The sequence below is a fragment of the Streptomyces sp. NPDC091416 genome (assembly GCF_044756845.1).
GTDB lineage: Bacteria > Actinomycetota > Actinomycetes > Streptomycetales > Streptomycetaceae > Streptomyces.
In genome coordinates this window covers 282,231-305,590 of the sequence record NZ_JBIVTU010000010.1, presented here as the reverse complement: position 1 = coordinate 305,590, position 23,360 = coordinate 282,231, and the positions used below count along the sequence as shown (strand labels likewise).

Sequence of the window (23,360 nt, the reverse complement as noted above, 5' to 3'; positions counted from 1 at the left end):
TGCCCTTTGGGGCAGGCCCGGACAACAGCGCGCCCGCGCCCCGGCGGGGTCCGGGCCGGGAAGGGGCGGCCGAGCACGGTGCGGGGGCCGGACGAGTCCTCAGATCAGTCCCTGCCGCAAGGCGTACGCCACCGCGTGGGACCGGTTCCGCAACTGGAGACGGGTCATCACCGAATGCAGCACGTTCTTGATGGTGCGTTCGGAGTAGGCGAGCTTCGTGGCGATGTCCGCCGTGTCGTACCCCTCCGCCACCAGCCGCAGCACGTCCACCTCGCGTGCCGCGAGCCCGGTGAAGTGCAGTCCGCGCGGCCCGAGCACCTGCCCCTGGAGCCGGCCCACCTCCGCGAGGAGCCTGCCGAGCAGATCGGAAGGCAGATGGCCTTCGCCCCGCGCCACCGTCTCGATGACCTGCACGAGGTGTTCGGGCGTCGACTGCGCCCGCCTGACCACCCCGACCACCCCGCACTCCGCCGCGCTCACCAGCTTCTGTTCGTCGATCTCCGTGGTGACCAGCACCGTGCGCGAGTCGCTGGTGCGCTGCACATGGCGCAGTGTCCTGAGCACGTCCTCGTCCACCGTGTCCACGACCATGACGACGACCTGGGGGGCGGAGTCGTCCTCGCCCCACTCCACCACGTTGACCTCGGGACGGGCCCTCAACTGGCTGGCCACTCCGGCCTGCGAGATCGGGTCCTGGGCCCGTAATGCGACCGTGGTGCGTTCCATGCGTTCCATGCCGATGGCTCCCCCTTGGGCAACAGCTGGAAGGCCACAACAAACACACGGCCCGCAGCCGTTCTCGTCCGTCTCATTGGTTATGAGGCGGACAGAAGATGCCCTTGTTTACTGAAAAGAAAACTAAAAGGGTGTCAGGGGCATTGCATCTGCCCGAAAGTGTTCCTTCGAGGCCAATGTCCGACGCCGCGCACAACTCTACGGTCCGGCATATGAGTCTCACGGCAAGTCTCGACGCATCGTCCGTCAGCGCCGCACCGGGCGAGGAGACGGCTGTCCCCCTACAGGTCCGGAACTCCGGCGCCACGGTCGAGGAGTACCGCTTCGAGGTGGTCGGTGCGTGCGCCGCCTGGTCGGCGGTGGAGCCGGCGGTGCTGTCGCTGTATCCGGGCGACACCCGGACCGTCTCCCTCATGCTGCGCCCGCCCCGGGACGCGTCCGTTCCGGCGGGCGAGACCCCGTTCGGGATCCGAGTGGTGCCGACCGGCGAGCAGGGCGGGACGGTGGTGCCGGAAGGCCGGGTGACGGTGCTGCCGTTCACGGCCACGACGGCCGAGCTGGTCCCGCGCAGCTCGCACGGATCACGCCGCGGACGGCACCAGCTCGCTGTCGACAACCGTGGCAACACGCCGGTCACCGTCCGGCTGGGCGCCCAGCCGGGGACCGAGCTCGCCCGCGTCGCCTTCGACGTGGCGGAGCTCCAGGTGGCGCCCGGCCAGGCGGAGTTCGGCCGGCTGCGGGTCAGGCCGGCGAAGCGGATGTGGCGCGGCACGCCGGTGACGCATCCCTTCCAGGTCTCCGCGGCCACGCAGGTGGGCGAGGGCGAGGAACCGGTGGCGCCGGTGCTCGTCGACGGTTCCTACCAGCAGGAGCCACTGCTGCCGCGCTGGCTGCCCCGGGCGCTCATCACGGCCGCAGTCCTGCTGATCGCCCTGGCCGGGATCTGGTACGCGCTGCTGCGTCCGGCCGTGAAGTCCGCGGCGCGGGAAGCGGTCACGCCCGAGGCGGTACGTTCCGCGGCCGCGGCCGACAAGAGCAAGGCGCCGGACGGGGGCGGCACGGCGGGGGCGGGCGCCGACGGCGGGGCCGGTGACACCGCCGGGGCGGACGCGGGCGCCGGCGCGGCGAAGCCCACGCCGAGCCCGTCCGCGGAGCCGGAGGCCGGTGCGGGGGCGGAGGACGGGGCGGCCACTCCCACGAGTGCGCAGGTCCGGGTCAGGGACGCGGTGGGTGGCGGGACGAATGCCGCGACCGCCCTCCGGGTTCCGGACGGCCACACCTTCCAGCTGACCGACATCGTCGTGCAGAACCCGCAGGGTGACGCCGGAACCGTCGTCATCTCGGCCGGCACGAACACGAGCGTGCTGAGTCTCGGACTGGAGAACTTCCGTGACTCCGACTACCACTTCGTGACACCGATCCTCGTCCCGGCGGGCGGCCGGGTCACCATGACCATCGACTGCCGGAAGGTCGGCAAACCGGTGGGCGCCCGCACACCGGCGCGGTGCTCGGAATCGCTGTTCCTGGGGGGCACGATGCGCGTCGACTCCGCGCGCTGACCGGCCCGGGGGCCTTCTCCGTCTTCCCGGGCGTGGGCGAAAGCGCTCAGGCCGGTGGCGCCTCTTCCTCCTCCTCGGGGCTCTTCTCCTGCGCCCGCTGGACGAACGAGCCCTGCACATCGGCAGGCTGCTCGTCCTCGTCCTCCGTGGCCGCCCGCTGCACGGCAGGACCGGCGGGGGCCGGCGACGGCGAGACCGGGGCCGGGGCCGGATCCGAGAGGACCCGGTCGGCGTTGGCCACGGCCTCCCGCTCGAAGCGGTCCGAGGGATCGCTGACCCGGATGCCTCCGGGTGCCTCCGTGCCCTCCACCGGTCCGCTGCGCTGCTGGATCACATGGGTCAGCTCATGGGCCAGCGTCGTCCGGCCCTGCGGCGAGGACGGGTCGTACGCGTCGCGTTGGAAGACCACGTTGTTGCCCACGGTGTAGGCGTGCGCGCCGACGCCCTTGGCCGACTCGTGGGCGGAGGAGTCGTTGTGGATGCGCACGTCGGAGAAGTCCGCGCCCATGCGGGCCTCGAGATCGGCGCGGGTTCCGGCGTCCAGGGGGGTGCCTGAGCCGGAGGAGATGACGTCGTGGACGGGCGAGCGCGGCTCGTCGTCGGACTGCTCCGCCGTTCCGGCCCTGGAGCGCTGGACCATCGGGCCGAGCGCCGCGTTGCCGACGCTCCGCTGGAGCACGCCCATGGCGGCCGTTCCGAGCACGTCCGCCCTGCCGGTGGCCGCCGCCCGGAAGACGTGGTGAGTGTCCGCTCCGGCGTCGCGGGCGTCCTGGGCCGCGGAGGTCTCGCCGGGCAGATGCTCGTGCTCGCTCTCCCGCGGCGGACCGTGGTGGTCCTGCTCGTGCTCCCCGCCGTGATCCTGTGCGTTCATCGTCGTCTCCCTGACCCGCACCGTCGTGGGGCGCGCACCACGCCCTCCTGCCGGTCTTCCACGTTCGCGGCAGCGTCCCTGCCCCGTCCAGCCCGCCCCCGACGGGCCAGGGGCATCCGGCACTGCCTCTTGGGGCAGCCGCCCGGTACGAAGGGGCTCCTGCGTGCACGTCGGCGCTGCGGCCCATTCCCTCCGGGGAATGGACCTGAATCCTCCGGCACCGGTACAACGGGCGCGTGGACTTCCCCCGCGCGTTACGCGCCCGCCGCACCCGTCTCCGTCTCAGTCAGCTCGACCTGGCACTGCGGGCGGGCACCACTCAGCGCCACCTCAGCTTCATCGAATCCGGCAGGTCGGCTCCCGGACGGACCATGGTCGTGCGGCTGGCCGAGTCGCTGGAGCTGCCGCTGCGCGAGCGCAACGAACTGCTGCTCGCGGCCGGGTACGCGCCGGCGTACCCGGAGAGTTCGCTCGACGGCCCGGAGCTGGCCCCCGTGCGGTCCGCGATCGACCGCATTCTCCGCGGCCATCTGCCCTTCCCCGCCATCGTCGTGGACCGGGCCGGTGACCTGATCGCCGCGAACTCCTCCTTCGGTCTGATCACCGAGGGCGCGGCGCCCGAACTGGTGGGCCCCGGCCGGAACGTCTACCGGCTCGCTCTTCACCCCGACGGGCTGGCTCCCCGTATCCGTAACCTTTCGGAATGGGCGCGCCACATCCTGGCCGCCCTCAGCCACTTGGGCGACCTGGGCGACCTGCGCGAAGAACTCTCGGGGTACGTGCCCGACCTGGAGCCTTCCGCCGGGCAGCTCGGATTCGCGGTCCCGCTCCACCTGTGTTCGGCGTTCGGCGATCTGCGCCTGATGACGACGGTGACGACCTTCGCCACCGCCATCGACGTGACACTCGCCGAGCTGAGACTCGAGGCGTTCCTGCCGGCTGACGAGGAGACGGCAGAGGCTCTGTCGGCGGCGTCCCACCGGTCGGGACTGATGGCGGATCAGGCCCCGGGGAACATGTAGTCGGCCTTGATCCGGTCGTGCTCGTCGAGTATCAGGATCTCCAGTCCGCCACCGACCACCTCGCCGGTGCCGGACACCGTCTCCCAGGAGAACTTGACCATGTCGTGCAGGCGTACGGCGTCGCCGGCCGCGCGGAAGGTGAGTCCCGCCTCCTTGACGAACTGTTCGTGACTGCGCGCCACCCGGATCTCGAACGCGTCGACGCCCCGGGCCTGCAAGGCCGAGCGGTCGAAGCCCAGTCCTGCGGCTGTCTCCCTTATCTCTACCGGTGGTTGAAGGACATGGGTGCCGTCCTTCGCCCACAGCCGCTCGATGGCCGCGCGGCGTTCGGCGGCATCCGTCACCATCCACTGGGCTATGTAGCGGTCGGCCAGGTCCTGGGGGTCGGTCTCGGTCACGTCCGAACTCCTTGCGCGGTGGGTGCCTTCGGACGAGATCCTGCTGCGGGCGCGACGTACCGGCAATTCCCTGGCGGGAATGGCGGCGGCGGGCATACGGAGAGCCGGCGGCACGCCAGGGGACGGCTACGGCTACGGCTACGGCTACGGCTACGGCTACGGCCCGAGCGGTCGCACACGGCTCGTACGGCATGCCGAGAAGGTGGGCCGATGGGCGGGAGCCTCTCTCGTCGGCCCACCGGCGTGTGCCCACGCCGAAACCACTCTCGCACGAAATTTGCTCGCTCATGCTCGAAAGTCGGCAACGATGAACAACTCTTGACATGTCAATGTCGTTCCCGCGAGAGTCGTCCCCGCCAGTGATGCCGGTCTCGTAACGAGGAGCGTTGTCGCATGCCTGAAATCCCTGAAGTCTCACGCCGTTTGGTCCTGGGAGGGACGCTGGCCACCGGAGCGCTCGCCGTCGGACTCGGATCGGCCGCGTCCGCGTCCGCCGCTCCCGGGTCCGGCGCCGCCTCCCTGCTCGCCGGAAGCGCCGCGCCCCGCCGGGCCGCGGGTCAGAAGTCCATGGTCAACGTTCCCTTCGAGCCCCACGAGACCGTGCGCGTCGGCGTGATCGGGCTCGGCAACCGGGGTTCCGGGATGACCACGGGCTGGTCCGTGATCCCCGGCTGCGTCGTCACCGCGGTCTGCGACATCCGCGCCGACCGCGCCAAGCGCACCGCCGACCGACTCGTCACAGCGGGAAAGCCGCGCCCCCGGGAGTTCGGCGGCTCCGACGGCAGTTACGCCGAGATGCTCAAGCGCGACGACATCGATCTCGTCTACATCGCCACGCCGTGGGAGTTCCACTACGAGCAGGGCAAGGCCGCGCTCCTGGCCGGGAAGCACGTGATCGTCGAACTCCCCGTCGCGACCGAGCTCGACGAGCTCTGGGACCTCGTGGACACCTCGGAGCGCACCCGCAAGAACCTGATGCTGTCCGAGAACTGCAGCTACGGCCGCAATGAGCTGGCCATGCTCAAGATGGGCCACGAGGGCCTGTTCGGCGAGCTCACCAACGGTCATGGCGGTTACCTCCACGACCTGCGCGCGCTGCTGTTCTCCGACACGTACTACACCGACTCCTGGCGCCGGCTGTGGCACACCCGCTCCACCGCGTCCTTCTACCCCATGCACGGACTGGCGCCCATCGCCGCGGCCATGGACATCAACCGCGGCGACCGGATGACGACGATGACGGCCACCGCGACGGCCCCGAAGGGACTCGCCGACTACCGCGAGCGCTTCATGCCGAAGTCCCACCCGTCCTGGAACGAGACGTACATCAACGGCGATCTGGTCACCTGTCAGATCCGGACGGCGAACGGCCGGACGATCCGCGCCGAGCACGCCGTGAGCGCGCCCCGTCCGTACAGCCGGATCAACTCGCTGGTCGGCAGCAGGGGCATCTTCGAGGACTACGCGGGCACCTCGACGACCGACGCACGTGTCTACTTCGAGCCTGACCACAGCGGTGACAGCTGGCGCGACTTCGACACGTACCGCAAGGAGTTCGACCACTGGCTGTGGAAGGAGCTCGGTGACGAGGCCGAGAACGGCGGTCACGGCGGCATGGACTACGTCCTGCAGTGGCGCACGGTCCAGCTGATGCGGGCCGGTCTGGTCCCCGACATCGACGTGTACGACTCCGCCTCGTGGTGCGCGCCGGTTCCGCTGAGCGTCAAGTCCCTGGCTGCCAAGGGACGTCCGGTGGAGATCCCGGACTTCACCCGGGGCTCCTGGGTCAACCTCCGCATGGGGCTCGACTCGCGCACCACCGAGATGCCCCCCGTCGCCCCATGACCTCCCTCTCCAAGGAGCACACCATGAGAACGGCCCGACTGATCAACCCGCTCAGAGCCGCCGTGGCGGCGGCGGTGCTGCTCGTTCCCGCGCAGGCGGCCTCGGCCGCGTCCGCGCCGCCGGCCGCGGCCGCCGAGTCGCAGACCGAGGTGACCGTCTCTCCGGTCGACCTCGACGGACCGGTCATCTCGACGGTGAAGGTCACGGTCAGGAACTCGGCGCCACAGCGCCTGCGTTCGCTCAAGGTCTCCTTCGCCGGGCCGGTCGGATGGGCGGTCCAGCCGTCCGTGCAGAGCGTGTCGGGCTCCTTCGCGACGGGTGCCTCGGCCTCCGCGACGTTCCGGATCCAGGTGCCGGAGAAGCGGTCCGGGTTCGTGATCCGTACGTTCACGGCGACCGCCACGTACCAGGGAGGCGACGGTCTCGGAACGGCCACGGGCGTCCGGACCGACCGGTCCGGCTCACCGCAGGCGAACCTCGCGGCGGCGTACAACGGTGTGGCGATCACCGACGAGTCCGCGACGACGGCCGGGAACTACGATGGCGAGGGCAACAGCTTCTCGGCGCAGAAGCTCGCCGCGGCCGGTCTGGCACCCGGCGCGGAGGTCGACGCGCTGGGTGCCACCCTGACGTGGCCGGACGTGCCGGCCGGCACGAAGGACAACGTGGCGAGTGCCGGGCAGGCCGTCTCACTGGCCGGTCAGGGATCCAGGCTGGTGTTCCTCGGCTCGGGCGTCGGAAGCGGTGCGACCGGCAAGGCCACCGTCTATTACACCGACGGCACGTCCACCACGGGCTCGTTCGGCTTCCCCAACTGGTCGTTCGACCCGGCCGACGCCCACGGAGCGACCCTGGTCGCGTCGACGGACGGCCGCAACCGGCCGGACGGTTACGGCAACGCCACGGTGAAGTACCGCGTGTTCGCACACTCCATCGCGCTGGACCCGTCCAGGACGGTCGAGTTCGTGGTCCTGCCCGCGAACGGGAACGTCCATCTCTTCGACATGGCGATCGCTTCCTGAGCGCCGTCCACGACCGACGGGACCCCCGGGCCGGGCGATCATCGCCCGGCCCGGGGGTCCTGGTGGCCGGTCAGCCGTTGGCGAGGAGCTGGAGCGTGTCGATGACACGGTTCGAGAAGCCCCACTCGTTGTCGTACCAGGCGACGACCTTGATGTGCCGACCCTCGACCCGGGTGAGTTCCGAGTCGAAGATCGACGAGGCCGGGTTCCCCGTGATGTCGGACGAGACGAGGGCGTCCTCGGAGTACTCCAGCACCCCGGCGAGCGGCCCGTCCGCCGCGGCGCGGTAGGCCGCCAGGACGTCCTCGCGCGACACGTCGCGGGCCACCGTCGTGTTGAGCTCGACGATCGAACCCACCGGAACGGGGACGCGGATCGAGTCGCCCGACAGCTTGCCTTCGAGGTTCGGCAGCACATGGCCGATCGCCTTGGCGGCGCCGGTCGTGGTCGGCACGATGTTCACTCCGGCGGCGCGGGCGCGGCGGGGGTCGCGGTGCGGGCCGTCCTGAAGGTTCTGCTCCTGCGTGTAGGCGTGCACCGTCGTCATGAAACCGTGCTCGATCCCGGCGAGTTCGTCGAGGACCTTGGCCAGCGGCGCGAGTGCGTTGGTCGTGCACGAGGCGTTCGAGACGATCGTGTGCAGGTCCGGGTCGTACGCGTCGGTGTTGACCCCGAACGCGAGCGTCACGTCGGCGCCGTCGGAGGGCGCGCTGACGAGGACCTTCTTCGCGCCGGCGTCGATGTGGGCGCGGGCGGCCTTGGCCGACGTGAACCGTCCGGTGGCCTCCAGCACGATGTCGACATCGAGCGCCGCCCACGGGAGCTGCGCCGGATCGCGCTCGGCGACCACCTGGATGCGCCGGCCGTCGACGACGAGGACGTCCCCGTCGAGCGTCACCGGACGCCCCAGCCTGCCGGACGTCGAGTCGTAGGCGAGCAGCCGGGCGAGCGCGGCGGGCTCGGTGAGGTCGTTGACGGCGACGACCTCGAGGGCGCTGTCGCGCTCCAGCAGTGCGCGCAGCACGTTGCGTCCGATGCGGCCGAATCCGTTGATGGCGATGCGAGTCATGGGGTGTCCCTTCGTCCCTGCGGTTCGCCACCAAGGTTCGCTCGCCGCACCCCGGTCGTGGCAGCGGCGTGGGCGCCACGGTTCGAAAGGATCGCGCCACCGGGTGCCGGGCTACTCGGCCCGGGCGAAGGTGCGCCGGTACTCGCTCGGGGTGGTGCCCAGGATGCGCTGGAAGTGGAGCCGCAGATTGGTCCCGGTTCCGAGTCCGGTCTCGGCGGCGATCTGCTCGATGCTCTGCTCGGAGCGCTCCAGCAGCTCCCGGGCCACATCGATGCGGGCCCGCATGACCCACTGCATCGGGGTGTACCCGGTGTCCTCGACGAAGCGCCGCGAGAGCGTGCGCGGCGAGACCGCCGCGTGCCGGGCGAGCGCGTCGAGGGTGAGCGGCTCACCGAGGCGGTGCAGTGCCCACTCACGGGTGGCGGCGAAACGTTCGCCGAGCGGCTCGGGCACGCTGCGCGGCACGTACTGCGCCTGGCCGCCGCTCCGGTAGGGCGCCGCCACCAGCCGCCGGGCCGCGTGGTTGGCGGCGGCCACACCGAGGTCGCCGCGCAGGATGTGCAGACACAGGTCGATGCCGGATGCGGCGCCCGCCGACGTCAGGACGGTGCCCTCGTCGACGAACAGCACGTTCTCGTCGACCTGGACGAGAGGGTGCTTCGCCGCGAGCGCCCGCGCGTAGTGCCAGTGTGTCGTCGCCCGCCTGCCGTCCAGCAGGCCCGTGGCGGCGAGCGCGAAGGCACCCGTCGAGATGGCGGCGAGCCGGGCGCCCCGGTCGTGGGCGGCGACGAGCGCGTCGACGACGGGCTGCGGCGGGTCGTCGCGGTCCGGGAACCGGTAGCCGGGGATGAAGACGATGTCGGCCCACTCCAGCGCGTCCAGTCCGTCGGCGACGTGGTACGACAGCCCGTCACCGCCGGTCACGAGCCCGGGCGCCGCGCCGCACACCCGTACCTCGTACGGCATGCTCGCGCGCGTGGTGAAGACCTGCGCCGGGATCCCGACATCGAGCGGTTTCGCGCCCTCCAGGACGAGGACGGCGGTGCGGTGGAGACGGGAGGCTGACACGGGACACAGCGTACGAGGGAGCCGGCCGCGCCGGTGAACAGGCCGTGGCCCGTCGGCGCGGCCGGGTCCCTCGCCGGTGCTCAGCCCGCGAACCGGGCCATCCAGGCCTCGACGTCGCCGGCCGAGCGCGGCAGGCCGTCCGACAGGTTCTCGTAGCCGTCGGCGGTCACGAGCAGATCGTCCTCGATCCGGACGCCGATGCCGCGCCACTCCTCGGGGACCGTGAGGTCGTCGGGCTGGAAGTACAGACCGGGCTCGACGGTGAGCACCATGCCCGGCTCCAGGACGCCGCCGACGTACTCCTCGTTCCGGGCCTGCGCGCAGTCGTGCACGTCCAGGCCGAGCATGTGTCCGGTGCCCGCCATGGTGAAGCGGCGCTGGAGGCCGAGTTCGAAGGCGCGCTCGGCCGGGCCCTCGATGAAGCCCCACTCGACCAGCCGGACCGCGAGGTATCGCTGGGCCGCGTCGTGGAAGTCGCGGTACGCGGCGCCCGGCTTGACGGCGGCGAAGCCGGCTTCCTGGGCCTCGTACACCGCGTCGTAGACCTTGCGCTGCACGGGCGTGAACGTTCCGCTGATCGGCAGGGTGCGGGTGACGTCGGCGGTGTAGAGGGTGTGCGTCTCCACGCCGGCGTCGAACAGGAGCAGCTCGCCCGGGCGGACGGGGCCGTCGTTGTCCGTCCAGTGCATGATCGTGGCGTGGTCTCCCGCGGCACAGATGGTGCCGTAGCCCACGGCGTTGCCTTCGAGGCGTGCGCGGCGCAGGAAGGTGCCCTCGATCCACCGCTCGGAGGAGGCGACCGCGCCGGAGAGCTCGCCGACGGCGTCGGTGAACCCGCGGACGGTGGAGTCCACCGCCTTGCGGAGCTCGCCGATCTCCCAGTCGTCCTTGACGAGGCGGAGGTCGCTGAGGGCTTCTTCGAGGGCCTCGTCGAGCTCCTCGTCGGTGCTGACCGCGGCTTCCAGGGCCGGGTCGACACCGCGCACGATCCGGGTCGGCACACCGGCCGCGGCTGCCAGGTCGCCGGCCGCGCCGCGGACGTCGCGGCAGGGCAGGCCGAGCACGCGCTCCGACTCGGCGAGGGAGCGGCGGCGGCCCATCCAGAGCTCGGCGGTGGGGCCGGTCCAGAACTCGTCGTTGTCCCTGCTGTCCCGCGGCAGCTGGAAGCAGTAGGCGTCGTGGCCGCCGTCCGGGCGCGGTTCGAGGACGAGCGCGCCGTCCCGTGCGCGGTCTCCCGTCATGTGCACGTATGCCGAGTGCGGGCGGAAGGGGTAGGTGTCGTCGTTGGAGCGCACCTTGAGGTTGCCCGAAGGGATCACGAGGCGTTCGCCGGGGAAGCGCGCGGAGAGCGCGGCACGGCGCAGGGCGGCGTGCGGGGCCTGCTCGTCGGGCTCCAGGTCGTGCTGCTCGGTGTCGGCCCATCCGGTACGCATCAGGGCGGACAGTTCCTCGGAGATCCCTGAGTAGAGACCGTTCTTCCGGCCTTTCGCCACGTCATGCTCCTTCTTCGGGTTCTTCGGGACGGTTCCTCGGCGGTGGCCGGAGGAAGACCTCCGGACGTTCGCCTTCGCTGCCGCCGGCGGCTCCCGGACGGTATCCGGCGGGCCGGGCCAGTGGCGCCCAGTTCCGCCACTGGCACAGATCGGCCAGGGCGGGGTCGGAAACCAACGATAATGACGGGTATGACGAACGTGAGACTCAGGGAGGCTCTTCGGCTTCTGGGCGTCGGGCAGGCGGCCGCCGAGGTCTACCAGGCGCTGCTGGAACTGGCCCCCGTCCCGCTGGACACGATCGGGTCCGCGACGGGCCTCGACCGTGCGGAGGTCGCCTCGGCGTACGCGGCGCTGGTGGACGCCGGCCTGGCCAGTGCCGCCGAGAAGGACGAGGAGGTGGTGGCCCCGGTGCCGCCCACCGCGGGGCTGGAGGTCCTGGCCCGGCATCGCGCGGCCGAGGTCGAGGAGTCCCGCATCGCGGTCGGGGGCGCGTTCGATTCGTTCCGGCGGCAGCGGCTCGCCGCGTACAACGACCATCTCGTCGAGGTCGTGACCGGGGACGCCGTCGGCCCGAGGATCCGGCAGGCCTGGGCCAGTGCCCGGAACCAGATCCGCCAGTTCGAGTCGCCCCCGTACTTCCCGCTGCCCGGGGCGACGGACGACGCGCTGGCCACGCTCGCCCGCGGGGTGACGCAGCGGGTCGTGTACTCGCGGGCGTCGCTGGAGTATCCGGGGTATCTGCAGGATGCCATCGAGCCGTGCGTCAAGGCCGGGGAGCAGGCCAGGGTTCTGGACTCGGTGCCGGTCAAGCTCCTGATCATCGACGACGCGTACGCGCTCGTGTCGTTGTCGATCAAGGAGGCGGACGTGCACAACACGACGCTGGTCGTGCAGCCCTGCGGTCTGCTCTCGGCGCTCGTGGCGCTCTTCGAGCAGTCCTGGCAGAACGCCCTGCCGCTCCAGGGACGCGCCACCCTGCCCGGCGGGCTCGCCCCCAGCGACCGTCGGCTCCTGTGGCTCCTCGCCGGCGGCGCGAGCGACGACGTGATCGCCCGCGAAATGGGCATCAGCCGCCGGACGCTGTTCCGCCGGCTGTCGGTCCTGATGGCCCGGCTGGGTGCCGCGAACCGCTTCCAGATGGCATTGCAGGCGCAGCGCTCGGGCTGGCTGTGAGCGGGGCGGCCGTACCGGTGGGACGGCCGGGGCCCGCGTGGGGCCCCGGCCCTGCGTCCTCGTTCAGACCAGGCCGGCCTCCGGCTGGGCCGGGTCCTCGAGGAAGCCGCCGGACTGGTGCTGCCACAGCTTGGCGTAGGCACCCTCGGAGGCGAGCAGTTCGTGGTGCGTGCCCTGCTCGATGATCCGTCCCCGGTCCAGGACCACGAGCCGGTCCATGGTGGCGACCGTGCTCAGCCGGTGCGCCACCACGAGCGCCGTCCGCCCGTCCATGAGCCGCCACAGCGCCTCCTGGACGAGGATCTCGCTCTCCGAGTCCAGGGCGCTCGTCGCCTCGTCGAGCAGCAGGATCGGCGCGTCGCGCAGGATCGCCCGGGCGAGGGCGACGCGCTGGCGCTGTCCGCCGGACAGTTTCACGCCCCGCTCCCCCACCATCGTGCCGAATCCCTCGGGCAGCGCGTCGGCGAACTCCGTGACATGTGCGGCCTTGGCCGCGCGGCGGATCTCGGCGTCGGTGGCGCCGGGCCGGGCGAACGCGATGTTGTCCCGCAGTGTGCGGTGGAACATCGCCGGGTCCTGCGGAACGTACGCGATCATGCTGCGCAGGTCCGCCTGGCGCACTCTGCTGATGTCCTGACCGCCGATCAGAATCCGGCCGCCGTCGATGTCCGTCATCCGCAGCAGCAGCCGGCTGAGCGTGGTCTTGCCCCCGCCCGACCGGCCGACGAGGCCGATCTTCGCACCGCTGTCCACGGACAGGTCGAGGGACTCGAAGAGCGGCGGCGCTCCCGCGTGGGCGAACGTCACCTGCTCGAAGCGGACATCGGCGGCCCGGGTCAGCAGCGGCTCGGGCGTCTCCGGGTCGCGCAGCGCGGGCGGCGTCAGCAGCAGTTCGGTGAACTGGGACGCCTCCGTCATCGAGCTCTCCAGCCGCCGGTAGATCTGGTTGAACTCGAACATGATCCGTGTCGCGTTGGAGTAGTACATGAAGGCGACGACCACCGCCTCCACGCCGTTGCCGCCTCCGCTGAGCACGACGGCGAGCAGCAGGCCCAGGGCGTTGGTGAGCACGGACATCGGCGCGACCAGGGTGTCGATGCGGAGGTTTCCGTAGTCCCAGGAACGCAGGGTGAGGCGCCGCGACTCCGCGACGCGGGAGCGGTGCTCGGCGGCCTCCCGCCCCTCCGCGGCGAACGCCCGGACGGTGTCCATGTTCATCAGGCTGTCGGCCACATGTCCGGAGACCCGGGCGATGGCCTCCTCGCGCTGTCCGACGAGGGCCTGCCTGCGGCGGATGAGAGGGGCCGCGCACAGCGCCGTGACGGCGATCATCGTCAACAGGACGACGACGAGGAGCGGTTCGTAGCGCCACAGCACCACGGATCCGAAGATCAGCGGCACGAGGCTGCCCACGACGGAGAAGGTCAGCGTGTCGACGAACTCCTCGAAGCGGGAGGCGAAGCTCAGGACCCGCTTGGTCAGCGAACCGGCGAAGTTGTCGTGGAAGAACGCGGTGTCCTTGGCGTACAGCTCATCCATGCCCTGCACGTACAGGTGCTCGATGCCGAGGGCGTCGAGGCGGTTGAGGAAGTGCACTCCGACGCGCCAGCAGACCTCCGCGAGGAGCAGCACGCCGGCGAAGGCGAGGACGTAGGGGAGAATCGAGGCGATGTCGTGGTCTCCGCCGCCGGCGAGGTGGCCGACGAGCTTCGCGACGACGAGCGGCGCGATGTAGCTGATGCCGATGTTGCCCACTGCGGGCATCAGCATCGCGGGTAAGGTCAGCCGTTTTCGGCGGGTCAGTTCCCTTCCGTAGTACCGAAGTGCGAGGAGCACGGAGCCCCTGCCCGGCGCTTCGTGCGATTCAGGCGATCCCATGGCAACCCTGTGTGGTCGTGCGGCCGCCCGCCACGTGCTGCTGCGGGAGGAGGCGCTCGCCTCGACGGCCGCGCGGAGTTTCGGTTTCGTGTGGAGTGCCCTCGCCGGGGCGGTCCTGCGGCACACGGCACGTGGCGGTGCGCCGGAGTGAGACGAGGAGGGGTCGGGCGAGGGGTTTCAGTGTCCCGGCAGCGGACCCGCCGAGTCCACGTGTTTTTCCCGGGCGCGGGGCGGACCGGCCCCGGCCTCGTTTCCCCGGCGCCCGCCGACCGCTCCGACGCCGTCGTCAACCGCGGCCGCGCGGGCGGCTCGTTGCCTGCCCGGCAGACCCCGCCGCACCCTCGGGATGCGCCGGGGACGGGATCAGTCGTCTCTCTCCTCCCGTGTCGCGGTCCCGTCGCGACGGGAGCAGCGATGCCGGCAGCAGGCCGAGCGCGGCGAGCGCGGCCAGGACCAGCAGGGCGGTGCCCGTGCCCGGGCCGGACACGCCCCGGAGCAGGCCGGCGGACGGCTCCAGCGGCATCAATCCGGCGGCTACGGCGATGCCGAGCGTCGGGCCCACGTTCATGGCGGTCTGCTTGAGCCCACCGACGACTCCCGCGTATCCGGGCGGCGTGTCGCCGACGACGGTCCCGGTGGCGGTGACCATCACGACGGCGAAACCGGCACCGAGCACGGCGAACGTCGCGCTCCATACCGGCCAGGGCTCGGCAGGACCGAGCCCGGACAGGCCCAGGACGGCCAGGACGACGAGGACTTGGCCTGCGATCGCCGTGCGGCGGGCGCCGTACCGGCGGAGCAGTGTGTGGGCGACAGGCGCCCCGAGGACCATCAGCACGGTCATCGGGAGTACACGCAGGCCGCTGGTGAGCGGATCGAGTCCGAGGGCGTTCTGCAGAACGAACGTGGCCACGAAGAGCGCGCCGAACATTCCGCCCGAGGTGACCAGCAGGATCGCCATCGAGGCGGCCACCGGCACCGACCGCGCCACGGCAGGTGGCACGAAGGGCTCCGTGCTCCGGCGCTCGCGCAGGACGAGCCCCACCGCGAGGCACACGACGAGAACAAGCCCGAGGAGCGTCCGGGGCGCGGCCCATCCGTGCTCCGGAACGCCGGCCAGCGCGTGGACCAGCGTGGCGAGCGTCGCCGCGAACAGGGCCGCGGTGACGAGGTCGGTCCTCCCGCTGCGGACACGTGGCGTCGCCGGCACCCGCACCGCCAGGGTGAGACCGGCGATGGCGAGCGCGACGGGGACGTTGACCAGGAACACGGCACGCCAGCCCAGATGGGTGACGAGGAAGCCCCCGAGCAGCGGCCCGGCCCCCGCAGCCACCCCGATCGCGCTGGTCCGCAGGGCGATCGCCGCGCCGAGCCGGCCGGGCGGATACACGAGCCTCAGCAGTGCGAGCGTGGCCGGTTGCAGGAGCGCGCCGAACACGCCCTGGGCGATACGCAGGGCAATCACCCAGCCAACCCCCGGCGCGAGGGCGATGCCCGCCGACGCCGCCCCGAAGCCGAGCACACCGACGAACAGGAGGCGCTGGTGACCGTACCTGTCCCCCAGGCGCCCGGCAATGACGAGGAACGAGGCCACGGCAAGCAGGTAGCCGGTGCTGGTCCACTGAACCTGCGTCACGGTCGCGCCGAGATCACGCTGCAGGTCGGGCTGCGCCACGAGCAGCACGGTGCCGTCCAGTGCGACGATCATCGCTCCGGCCACGGCGGCCAGGAGGGCGGTGCGTGGTCGTCCTGCCCCCGTCACCCGTTCACCGGGCCGAGATGGGCGTCGAGCACCGCGCCGAGGAGCCGGTCGAGCGGGTCGGCGCCTTCGGGGCCTCCCTGGCCGGCGGCGCCCAGGGCGAGTGGCAGACTGCCCCAGGCCCACAGCTGGGCGACCCCGTGCAGGTTGGTCCACAGGGCCGCGGCGATGACGGCCGCAGGCGTGGCGGGCCCGGCGGCGGTGCGCTCCGCCGTGTGACGCGACACCAGTTCCACCATGTGCGCGAACAGCGGGAGGGTCGACTCGCGCAGCGGGGGCAGGTCCGACGGTTGCGCCTTGCCGTCCAGCAGGTCGTGGCGGAACATCAGCTCGAACATGCCGCGGTGCTCGAGCGCGTAACGGAGGTATGTCCGCGCGAGAGCCCGCAGCCGGTCCCGCGGCGAAGCGTCCTCTTCCGCTGCCGCCTCGAACCGGGAGGCGAGGTCCGCGAAGCCCCGGCGGGCGATCGCGGAGAGCAGGGCGTGGTGCGTGGGGAAGTAGCGGCGCGGCGCCCCGTGGGAGACCCCCGCGCGGCGGGCGATCTCGCGCAGCCCGAGGGAGTCAGGTCCGTCGGTCATGACGATGTCCACGCCGACGTCGATCAGCCGTTCCCGCAGTGAGCCTTCGGATTCCATGCAGACAGTGTCCACCAGAGTGGTAGACACTGTCTACGCCCGGCTGTCGCAACAGCCCGGAGGAGTCGTCCGACGGTGCGGTCAGTCCTTACTGGCCACCTGCCACGTCAGCCCCCAGCCGTACTCGAGATCCGCGGCCTGCTGCTTGAAGATGCCGGGCGGCGGCAACAGGTACTTCGCCTCCCGGCGGACGATCAGTTCCCCGCCCACGTTCTCGATCAGCGCGATCGCCGCCACCTGGGACGGAACGGTGCATTCGTCGAGGAGCATCTCGATCGGCGGCCCGACGGGCGGATACAGCGTGGCGACGCCGTGCAGCCCCGCGAAGCTCGACGCCCCGGCGTAGATGACCACGAACACCAGCAGACGCTTGATCTCGGCGGCATGATCAAGGTTGATCATCAGGTTCTCGCCGGTCTCGCTCGTGCCCGTCCGGTCGTCCTGGTCGAGTTGGACGTAGGGCGGCTGATCGAACGAGCCGAACTGGTTGTTGATGGGGTGGACGATCCCCGTCGCCCCGTTCCGGAGCTCCCACAGGCAGGAGAGGTCGAGGTCGACATCCTCCAGCCGGACGGCGTCCTCACCCTTCCTCATCCAGCCGCGCGGTGGCCGGCGGGCGCTCCACGAGAGATTGACCCGCATCCCGCCCGAGGTCGCCCCCTGCTTGGTCAACGACACCGAAGGCGCCGTCTTCGTCAGGGTGATCTTCGACAGACGCACGGGCTGGGCCGGCACGGACGGCGCCAGCGGCGGGGCAAGTGGTGCGGGTGCGGCAGGCCGCGGAAGGGACACCGGGGCGGGCGCGGGAGGCCGCTGCGGGGACACCGGCGCGGGCGGTGCGGGCTCGTCGACGCTGATCCCGAAATCAGTCGCGAGCCCCGCCAGGCCGGAGTCGTACCCCTGGCCCACCGCCCGGAACTTCCAGGCACCGTTGCGCCGGTACAGCTCCCCGAGCACGAACGCGGTCTCCGTCGTGGCGTCCGTGGCCTCGAACCGTGCCGTCTCGGCACCGCTCACCGCATCAAGCACGCGCACGAACAGCCCGGCCACCTGGCCGAACCTGCCGTCCGTGGACGCCGCGACCACGACCGTCCCGATCTCCTGCTCCACCGCCGCCAGCGCCACGTCGATCGTCTCGACCGCGACGCCCCCGTCCTGGCGCCGTCCTTCATGGCGGACGGCCCCGCTGGGGTGAACGGGCTGGTTGTAGAACACGAAGTCGTCGTCGGAGCGCACCTTGCCGACCGCCGTCAGCAGGAGAGCCGACACGTCCACATCAGGGGCGCCGGGGCCTGTGCGCCACCCGAGCTCCACCCGCACACGGGCACTCTCCACCGGCGTGTTGGCACCCTTGCGCAACGACATGGAAGTCCCCCTCCGTGGCCTTTCCGACTTCCGCAGCGTACGAAACTTCGGCGCCACCCCCAGCCCGAAGCCCGGAATTACCCCCGTTCCGGGGGAAGTTGTGCTCCCGGAGAAGCCGCATCCGGCCGGCAGCGGCTGTCGCGCACAGCGGGACGCCGACGGGCAAGGATAAACGGGACGGATGGCGGTCATCCACAGAATCGATTTCCCTGATCACGGCCTGCTGGGACAGATTGGTCCCATCGCAATCAGGAGGACATGTTCGTGAAACCTGAATCCGCGTCCGCGCTGTTCGCCGGACCGTTCGCCCTCGCCACGCTGTCGGAACCGGACGGAGCGCACATCCCCGCGCTCGTCACGGCGGACGCCCGGGTACTCGACCTGCGCGCGGCCTTCGGCGACCCCCGTCTGACCGTCCGAGGCCTGCTGGACATCTGGGACTCGGCCGCACCCCGGCTGGCCGCACTGGCCGCGTCGGCCGACGACGGCTCGGAGTTCAGGCCGTTGGCCGGCTTCCGGGTGCACGCCCCGGTCGAGCCGCGCCAGGTGTTCCAGTCCGGCGCCAACTACCGTCAGCATGTCATCGACCTGCACGTCGCACACGGCGACCCGGCCGACGGCCGGTCCGAACAGGAGCGGCGCGCCGAGGCCGCGGAGATCATGGACCGCCGGGCGGCCGAGGACCTCCCGTACGTCTTCATCGGTCTGCCGAGCGCGATCACGGGCCCGTACGACGATGTCGTGCTCCCCGCATGGGCAAGCAAGCCCGACTGGGAGCTGGAGGTCGCGGCGGTCATCGGCAAGGCCGCCCACCAGGTGTCCGTGGAGGAGGCGTTGGACCACGTTGCCGGGTACACGATCGCCAACGACCTGACCGACCGCGCCACGGTCTTCCGCCGCGACATGCCGCAGATCGGTACGGACTGGCTGCGCAGCAAGAACGCGCCCGGCTTCACCCCGCTCGGCCCCTGGATCGTGCCCGCCGCGTCGGTCGCGGACCCCGGTGACCTGCGCCTCGTACTGAAGCTGAACGGCGAGACCATGCAGGACGAGTCCACCGAGGACATGATCTTCGACGTGGCACGCGTGGTGTCGTACGCCTCGCAGAGCGCCCGGCTGCTGCCCGGCGATCTGGTCCTGACCGGCTCCCCGGCCGGCAACGGCATGCACTGGGGCAGGCTGCTGCGCGACGGCGACGTCATGGACGGTTCCGTCACCGGTCTCGGCGCCCAGCGCACGCGCTGTGTCGCGGAGGGCGCCTCGTGACCTTCGACCGCCACGACCCCGAGGGGTCGATCGCCCGGGCCGCGAAGGCGTGTTCCAACTGGGGCCGTTGGGGCGAGGACGACGTACTGGGCACCCTCAACTTCCTGGACGAGGCCAAGCGCCGCGAGGGCGCGGCACTCGTGCGGCGGGGCGTCAGCTTCTCGCTCTCCCAGCGGTTCGACATGGACGGGCCGCAGAAGGGCTGGCGGCGGCGCACCAACCCGGTGCACACCATGCTCGACACCGGAACCGACGCGGCCCTCGGGCTCCAGGGCTTCCCGCACGGCCTCGGGGGTGCCGACGACGTCATCGCGATGCCGTTGCAGTGCTCCACGCAGTGGGACGGGCTCGGCCACATCTTCGACCACGGCAAGGCGTGGAACGGCAGGCCGGCGGACCAGGTCGTCACCTCCGAGGGAGACCTGGTCACCGGCATCGAGCACATGGCCCCGTACATCGCCGGGCGCGGCGTCCTGCTGGACGTGGGACGTGTGGTCGGGGACGGAGGCGAGCTGCCCGACGGTTTCGCGATCACCGCGGACCACCTGACGGCGACCGCCGAGGCCCAGGGCGTGAGTGTCGGCCGGGGTGACATCGTCCTGGTCCGCACCGGGCAGCTCAGCCGGGTCCGCCGCGAGGGCTGGGGCGACTACGCAGGCGGTCCGGCCCCCGGACTGTCGTTCACCACCGCGAGCTGGCTGCACGGCACCGAGATCGCCGCCGTCGCCACCGACACCTGGGGCTTCGAGGTCCGGCCCAATGAGTTCGAGGACGCCTTCCAGCCGCTGCACCAGGTCGCCATCCCCAACATCGGCCTGCTGATCGGTGAGATGTGGGACCTGGACGCGCTCGCGGAGGACTGCGCGGCCGACGGCGTGTACGCGTTCTGGCTCACCGCCGCCCCACTCCCCATCACCGGCGCCGTCGGCTCGCCCGTCAATCCGATCGCCGTCAAGTAGCCTCAGGAACAAGGGAGTTCCCCATGATTGAAGCCCGCAACGAGGACCGCACGGTCCTCGTGATCGGAGGCGGCGCGGCCGGAAACGCCGTCACACTCCTGCTGCGCCGCGCCGGTGTCGAGGTGCATCTGATCGAGGCCAGGGAAGACTGGAACGCCACCGCCGGATCGGGCATCACCCTCCAGGGCAACGCCCTGCGGGTGCTGCGCGAGCTGGGCGTGTGGGAGCAGGTCGAGGCATCCGGCTACGGCTTCGGATCGGTCGGCATCACCGCGCCCGACGGAACGGTGCTGCACGTCCAGGACGACATCCGCAGCGGCGGCGACGACCTCCCCGCCACCGTCGGCATGCAGCGGTCCCAGCTCCAGCGCGTCCTGATCGACGCCGTCCGCACCAGCGGCGCGTCCGTCCGTCTCGGCGTCACAGCCGAAACCTTGGCCCAGGACGCCGACGGGGTCCGCGTGCGCTTCAGCGATGGTTCGGAGGACCGGTACGACCTGGTGATCGCCGCGGACGGGCTGGGCTCCACCACCCGCGCCGCGCTCGGCATCACGGCGAAGCCCGAGCCGACCGGCATGGCCATCTGGCGGATCGCCGCCCCCCGCCCGGCAGGCGTGACCCGCACCGACCTCGCCTACGGCGGACCGGCGTACATCGCCGGCTACTGCCCCACCGGCGACAGCACCCTGTACGCCTATGTGGTCGAGGCCAACCGCGACCGCGCCTCGATCCCGCCGGAGTCGTACGCGGACGAGATGCGCCGGCTGGCCTCCGCCTACGGCGGCTTCTGGCCGGAGATCACCCGGCACATCACCGACCCGGCCGAGGTCAACTACACCTGGTTCGACCGGATGCTGGTGGAGGGGTCCTGGCATCGCGGCCGGGTCGTGCTCATCGGCGACGCGGCGCACTGCTGCCCGCCCACGCTCGCCCAGGGCGCCGCGCTGTCGCTGGAGGACGCATGGGTCCTCGCGCAACTGCTGACCGGCTCGGACACCTGGGACGACGAGCTGCTCCAGGCGTACTACGAGCGACGGATCGCCCGGGTCCGCCCGGTGGTCGAGGCGTCCGTGCAGATCGGCCAGTGGCAGCTGGACGGGGTACGGGACGCGGACGTGCCCGGCCTGATGGGCCGCACCATGACGATGCTCCGGGAGCTGCCGTGACCGCCCAGGCCCCGCCCACCATCGACGTGCACGCCCACGTGCTGCTGCCGCAGATCGAGGCCGCCGTGTCCGGTCTGCCCGGCCACGAGGCGGCCAGGGCGCTGGATGCCCGGCGCAACGGCGCCGAGGCCCTCGCCGTGAACGGGCCCATGGTCCGCGAGCGCGTCCCCGCGATGACCGACGTCGCCGTGCGACTGGCGGCGATGGACCGGCAGGGCGTCGACGTGCAGTTGGTCAGCCCCTCCCCGTCGCACTACCACTACTGGGCGGACGAGCAGACCGCGGAGAAAATCTGGCGGCTCGCCAACGAGGCCACCGCCGCACACTGCGCGGCGGCTCCGGACCGACTGCGCGGGCTGGGACTCGTACCGCTCCAGCATCCGGACCGGACCGTCGAAGCCCTCGACGACGCCCTGGGCCAGGGGCTGCTCGGAGTGGAGATCTCCAGTCACGCGCCGGGGCGCGAGCTGTCCGATCCGGCATACGAGCCGCTGTGGACCCGGGCGGAGGAGACCGGCGCGGTGCTGTTCCTGCACCCCTTCGGCTGCACGCTCGACGAGCGCCTGGACCGGTGGTACCTGTCCAACACCGTCGGCCAGCCCACGGAGAACGCGGTCGCGCTCTCCCACCTCATCTTCTCGGGTGTGCTCGACCGGCACCCCGGGCTGAAGGTGATCGCGGCACACGGCGGCGGCTATCTGCCCACCCATATCGGCCGCTCCGACCACGCCTGGTCCGCACGCTCCGACGCGGGAGCCGGCTGCGCCCACCTGCCGAGCAGCTATCTCAGGCGGCTGTACTTCGATTCGCTCGTCCATGACCCGCACGTACTGCGGGAGCTGGTCCGCGTCGCCGGGGCCGACCGGGTGCTGCTCGGCTCGGACTTCCCGTTCGACATGGGCAGCGAGGACCCGCTCGGCGCACTGCGCGCCGCACGGCTCACCGATTCCGATCTCCACGCCGTCCGGGGCGGCAATGCCGCCGCCCTCCTCCGGAAGGACTGACCTCATGCGCCTGCTCACTCATCTGCGCCACGTGGACCTGGCCGTACCCGACTACGACAAGCAGCTCGACTTCTACGCCGGGGTGTGGGGCCTGACGAAGGTCGCCGAGGACTCCGGAATCTCGTTCCTCGCCGCCGAGGGTTCTCCCGAGCAGTACGTCGTACGGCTGCGCCGCGCCGAGGAGAAGCGGCTCGACCTCGTCTCGTACGGCGCCGCGAACCCGGCCGACGTGGACACGCTCGCCGAGCGGCTGCTGGCCGGCGGCGTGGACCTCATCAGCCGGCCCGGGAAGGTGGACACCCCGGGCGGCGGGTACGGCTTCCGCTTCTTCGACGTCGACGGGCGCACCATCGAGGTCTCCGCGGATGTCGAAGTCCGGCAGCACAGGAAGATCGAGGAGAAGGAGGCCATCCCGGTCAAGCTCTCCCACGTCGTCCTCAACTCGCCGGATCTCAACCGCACCCGTGAGTGGTACGAGCGCCATCTCGGCTTCGCCCTCTCCGACACGCTCTCCTCCCCGCACATGGGCGAGGTCATGCACTTCATGCGGATCAGCAACCAGCACCACTCCATGGCCATCGCGCAGGGACCGCACACGGCTCTGCACCATGTCTCCTTCGAGATGCGCGGCATCGACGAGTACATGCGCGGCTCCGGCCGGGTCATGCGGGCGGGCTTCAGGAAGGTCTGGGGCCCGGGCCGGCACCTGGCGGGTGACAACACCTTCACCTACTTCCTCGACCCGCACGGCAACACCGTCGAGTACACGACGGAACTGGAGAACCTCGACGAGGACACCTGGCACCCGCACGTCTACGACTTCTCGCAGCCCGAGGTCACCGACCAGTGGGGCACCGCCAACGCGATGAACGAGATCGTCGCCAAGGAGTCGTTCAACGACCCCGACCGCGGTGTGTTCGTCGCCCCGCCCGTCTGATCCCCGTCCTCCCCGGTGGCGGGGGGGGCGGCGCCCCCCCCCCCCCCCCCCCCCCCCCCCCCCCCCCAAACCCCCCCCCCCCCCCCCCCCCCCCCCCCCACCCCCCCCCCCCCCCCCCCCCCCACAACCCCCCCAC

General features: G+C 71.4%; 21 protein-coding genes. 11 read left to right on the top strand and 10 right to left on the bottom strand.

Annotated features, from left to right (window positions below; genetic code table 11):
* Positions 1-99: 99 nt before the first annotated feature.
* Complete coding sequence (locus ACIQMX_RS28490; protein ID WP_363076572.1) at positions 100-726, bottom strand: response regulator transcription factor; 627 nt, start codon at positions 724-726, stop codon at positions 100-102.
* Positions 727-947: 221 nt separating this feature from the next.
* On the opposite strand from ACIQMX_RS28490, the gene ACIQMX_RS28485 reads away from it, so the two are divergent.
* The gene (locus ACIQMX_RS28485; RefSeq protein WP_402482276.1) at positions 948-2,294 is read left to right on the top strand and encodes a hypothetical protein; all 1,347 of its coding nucleotides are present in this window, start codon (positions 948-950) and stop codon (positions 2,292-2,294) included.
* A 46-nt stretch (positions 2,295-2,340) separates the two neighbouring features.
* Here the strand turns inward: ACIQMX_RS28485 and ACIQMX_RS28480 are convergent, their stop codons facing one another.
* A complete protein-coding gene (locus tag ACIQMX_RS28480; protein ID WP_402482274.1) occupies positions 2,341-3,165 on the bottom strand; it encodes a DUF4157 domain-containing protein in 825 nt (274 codons plus the stop codon).
* 236 nt (positions 3,166-3,401) lie between these two features.
* Here ACIQMX_RS28480 and ACIQMX_RS28475 point away from each other — a divergent pair, with 236 nt between their 5' ends.
* Positions 3,402-4,187 carry a helix-turn-helix domain-containing protein gene (locus ACIQMX_RS28475; protein WP_402482271.1) on the top strand — a complete coding sequence of 262 codons (786 nt, stop codon included), beginning with the start codon at positions 3,402-3,404 and terminating at the stop codon, positions 4,185-4,187.
* Here the strand turns inward: ACIQMX_RS28475 and ACIQMX_RS28470 are convergent.
* Entirely contained in the window at positions 4,166-4,585 is a 420-nt protein-coding gene (locus ACIQMX_RS28470; RefSeq protein ID WP_402482268.1) for a hypothetical protein, read from the bottom strand. The two genes, ACIQMX_RS28475 and ACIQMX_RS28470, sit on opposite strands and share 22 nt — an antisense overlap.
* Positions 4,586-4,978: 393 nt before the next feature.
* On the opposite strand from ACIQMX_RS28470, the gene ACIQMX_RS28465 reads away from it, so the two are divergent.
* Together ACIQMX_RS28465 and ACIQMX_RS28460 are read left to right on the top strand one after the other, a co-directional pair.
* Complete coding sequence (locus tag ACIQMX_RS28465) at positions 4,979-6,430, top strand: Gfo/Idh/MocA family oxidoreductase (RefSeq protein WP_363076566.1); 1,452 nt, start codon at positions 4,979-4,981, stop codon at positions 6,428-6,430.
* A 23-nt stretch (positions 6,431-6,453) separates the two neighbouring features.
* Positions 6,454-7,452 (top strand): NEW3 domain-containing protein, encoded by a 999-nt coding sequence (locus tag ACIQMX_RS28460; protein ID WP_402482265.1) that lies wholly within the window; start codon positions 6,454-6,456, stop codon positions 7,450-7,452.
* A 70-nt stretch (positions 7,453-7,522) separates the two neighbouring features.
* On the opposite strand, the gene gap is transcribed toward ACIQMX_RS28460, so the two are convergent.
* From gap to ACIQMX_RS28445, 3 genes are all read right to left on the bottom strand, one after another.
* Positions 7,523-8,521, bottom strand: a complete 999-nt coding sequence (gap, locus tag ACIQMX_RS28455) for a type I glyceraldehyde-3-phosphate dehydrogenase (RefSeq protein ID WP_363073846.1) — start codon at positions 8,519-8,521, stop codon at positions 7,523-7,525.
* A 111-nt stretch (positions 8,522-8,632) separates the two neighbouring features.
* A complete protein-coding gene (locus ACIQMX_RS28450; protein ID WP_219569389.1) occupies positions 8,633-9,589 on the bottom strand; it encodes a GlxA family transcriptional regulator in 957 nt (318 codons plus the stop codon).
* An 80-nt stretch (positions 9,590-9,669) separates the two neighbouring features.
* A complete protein-coding gene (locus tag ACIQMX_RS28445; RefSeq protein WP_402482262.1) occupies positions 9,670-11,082 on the bottom strand; it encodes an aminopeptidase P family protein in 1,413 nt (470 codons plus the stop codon).
* Positions 11,083-11,271: 189 nt separating this feature from the next.
* On the opposite strand from ACIQMX_RS28445, the gene ACIQMX_RS28440 reads away from it, so the two are divergent.
* Positions 11,272-12,255 (top strand): helix-turn-helix domain-containing protein, encoded by a 984-nt coding sequence (locus ACIQMX_RS28440; protein ID WP_402482259.1) that lies wholly within the window; start codon positions 11,272-11,274, stop codon positions 12,253-12,255.
* A 63-nt stretch (positions 12,256-12,318) separates the two neighbouring features.
* Here the strand turns inward: ACIQMX_RS28440 and ACIQMX_RS28435 are convergent, their stop codons facing one another.
* Positions 12,319-14,133 (bottom strand): ABC transporter ATP-binding protein, encoded by a 1,815-nt coding sequence (locus tag ACIQMX_RS28435; protein WP_402482256.1) that lies wholly within the window; start codon positions 14,131-14,133, stop codon positions 12,319-12,321.
* On the opposite strand from ACIQMX_RS28435, the gene ACIQMX_RS28430 reads away from it, so the two are divergent.
* Entirely contained in the window at positions 14,132-14,284 is a 153-nt protein-coding gene (locus ACIQMX_RS28430) for a hypothetical protein (protein WP_363073838.1), read from the top strand. The two genes, ACIQMX_RS28435 and ACIQMX_RS28430, sit on opposite strands and share 2 nt — an antisense overlap.
* A 135-nt stretch (positions 14,285-14,419) precedes the next feature.
* On the opposite strand, the gene ACIQMX_RS28425 is transcribed toward ACIQMX_RS28430, so the two are convergent.
* The 3 genes from ACIQMX_RS28425 to ACIQMX_RS28415 all read right to left on the bottom strand — a co-directional run bounded on the left by ACIQMX_RS28425 (position 14,420) and on the right by ACIQMX_RS28415 (position 17,892).
* Complete coding sequence (locus ACIQMX_RS28425; protein WP_402482408.1) at positions 14,420-15,841, bottom strand: MFS transporter; 1,422 nt, start codon at positions 15,839-15,841, stop codon at positions 14,420-14,422.
* Between the two features lie 50 nt (positions 15,842-15,891).
* Positions 15,892-16,527, bottom strand: coding sequence for a TetR/AcrR family transcriptional regulator (locus tag ACIQMX_RS28420; protein WP_402482253.1), 636 nt, complete (start codon positions 16,525-16,527; stop codon positions 15,892-15,894).
* Positions 16,528-16,608: 81 nt separating this feature from the next.
* Positions 16,609-17,892, bottom strand: coding sequence for a TerD family protein (locus ACIQMX_RS28415; protein WP_402482250.1), 1,284 nt, complete (start codon positions 17,890-17,892; stop codon positions 16,609-16,611).
* A gap of 258 nt (positions 17,893-18,150) precedes the next feature.
* On the opposite strand from ACIQMX_RS28415, the gene ACIQMX_RS28410 reads away from it, so the two are divergent.
* Genes ACIQMX_RS28410 through ACIQMX_RS28390 form a run of 5 tightly spaced genes read left to right on the top strand, consistent with a single transcriptional unit; the run spans position 18,151 to position 23,224 of the window.
* Positions 18,151-19,158 carry a fumarylacetoacetate hydrolase family protein gene (locus tag ACIQMX_RS28410; protein WP_402482247.1) on the top strand — a complete coding sequence of 336 codons (1,008 nt, stop codon included), beginning with the start codon at positions 18,151-18,153 and terminating at the stop codon, positions 19,156-19,158.
* Complete coding sequence (locus ACIQMX_RS28405; RefSeq protein WP_363073828.1) at positions 19,155-20,117, top strand: cyclase family protein; 963 nt, start codon at positions 19,155-19,157, stop codon at positions 20,115-20,117. The genes ACIQMX_RS28410 and ACIQMX_RS28405 overlap by 4 nt, the downstream gene beginning before the upstream one ends.
* Positions 20,118-20,140: 23 nt before the next feature.
* Positions 20,141-21,283: an FAD-dependent oxidoreductase gene (locus tag ACIQMX_RS28400; protein WP_402482244.1), complete on the top strand. Its 1,143-nt coding sequence runs from the start codon at positions 20,141-20,143 to the stop codon at positions 21,281-21,283.
* Positions 21,280-22,287, top strand: coding sequence for an amidohydrolase family protein (locus ACIQMX_RS28395; RefSeq protein WP_402482241.1), 1,008 nt, complete (start codon positions 21,280-21,282; stop codon positions 22,285-22,287). Before ACIQMX_RS28400 ends, ACIQMX_RS28395 begins: the two co-directional genes overlap by 4 nt.
* A gap of 4 nt (positions 22,288-22,291) precedes the next feature.
* Positions 22,292-23,224: a VOC family protein gene (locus ACIQMX_RS28390; protein WP_363073822.1), complete on the top strand. Its 933-nt coding sequence runs from the start codon at positions 22,292-22,294 to the stop codon at positions 23,222-23,224.
* Positions 23,225-23,360 lie beyond the last annotated feature (136 nt).

Bases quoted from the DNA above. Each gene is read 5' to 3' on its own strand.
- ACIQMX_RS28490 (WP_363076572.1), bottom strand. From the start codon at position 726: ATGGAACGCACCACGGTCGCATTACGGGCCCAGGACCCGATCTCGCAG.
- ACIQMX_RS28485 (WP_402482276.1), top strand. From the start codon at position 948: ATGAGTCTCACGGCAAGTCTCGACGCATCGTCCGTCAGCGCCGCACCG.
- ACIQMX_RS28480 (WP_402482274.1), bottom strand. From the start codon at position 3,165: ATGAACGCACAGGATCACGGCGGGGAGCACGAGCAGGACCACCACGGT.
- ACIQMX_RS28465 (WP_363076566.1), top strand. From the start codon at position 4,979: ATGCCTGAAATCCCTGAAGTCTCACGCCGTTTGGTCCTGGGAGGGACG.
- ACIQMX_RS28460 (WP_402482265.1), top strand. From the start codon at position 6,454: ATGAGAACGGCCCGACTGATCAACCCGCTCAGAGCCGCCGTGGCGGCG.
- gap (WP_363073846.1), bottom strand. From the start codon at position 8,521: ATGACTCGCATCGCCATCAACGGATTCGGCCGCATCGGACGCAACGTG.
- ACIQMX_RS28440 (WP_402482259.1), top strand. From the start codon at position 11,272: ATGACGAACGTGAGACTCAGGGAGGCTCTTCGGCTTCTGGGCGTCGGG.
- ACIQMX_RS28430 (WP_363073838.1), top strand. From the start codon at position 14,132: ATGGCAACCCTGTGTGGTCGTGCGGCCGCCCGCCACGTGCTGCTGCGG.
- ACIQMX_RS28435 (WP_402482256.1), bottom strand. From the start codon at position 14,133: ATGGGATCGCCTGAATCGCACGAAGCGCCGGGCAGGGGCTCCGTGCTC.
- ACIQMX_RS28425 (WP_402482408.1), bottom strand. From the start codon at position 15,841: ATGATCGTCGCACTGGACGGCACCGTGCTGCTCGTGGCGCAGCCCGAC.
- ACIQMX_RS28420 (WP_402482253.1), bottom strand. From the start codon at position 16,527: ATGGAATCCGAAGGCTCACTGCGGGAACGGCTGATCGACGTCGGCGTG.
- ACIQMX_RS28415 (WP_402482250.1), bottom strand. From the start codon at position 17,892: ATGTCGTTGCGCAAGGGTGCCAACACGCCGGTGGAGAGTGCCCGTGTG.
- ACIQMX_RS28410 (WP_402482247.1), top strand. From the start codon at position 18,151: ATGTTCGTGAAACCTGAATCCGCGTCCGCGCTGTTCGCCGGACCGTTC.
- ACIQMX_RS28400 (WP_402482244.1), top strand. From the start codon at position 20,141: ATGATTGAAGCCCGCAACGAGGACCGCACGGTCCTCGTGATCGGAGGC.
- ACIQMX_RS28390 (WP_363073822.1), top strand. From the start codon at position 22,292: ATGCGCCTGCTCACTCATCTGCGCCACGTGGACCTGGCCGTACCCGAC.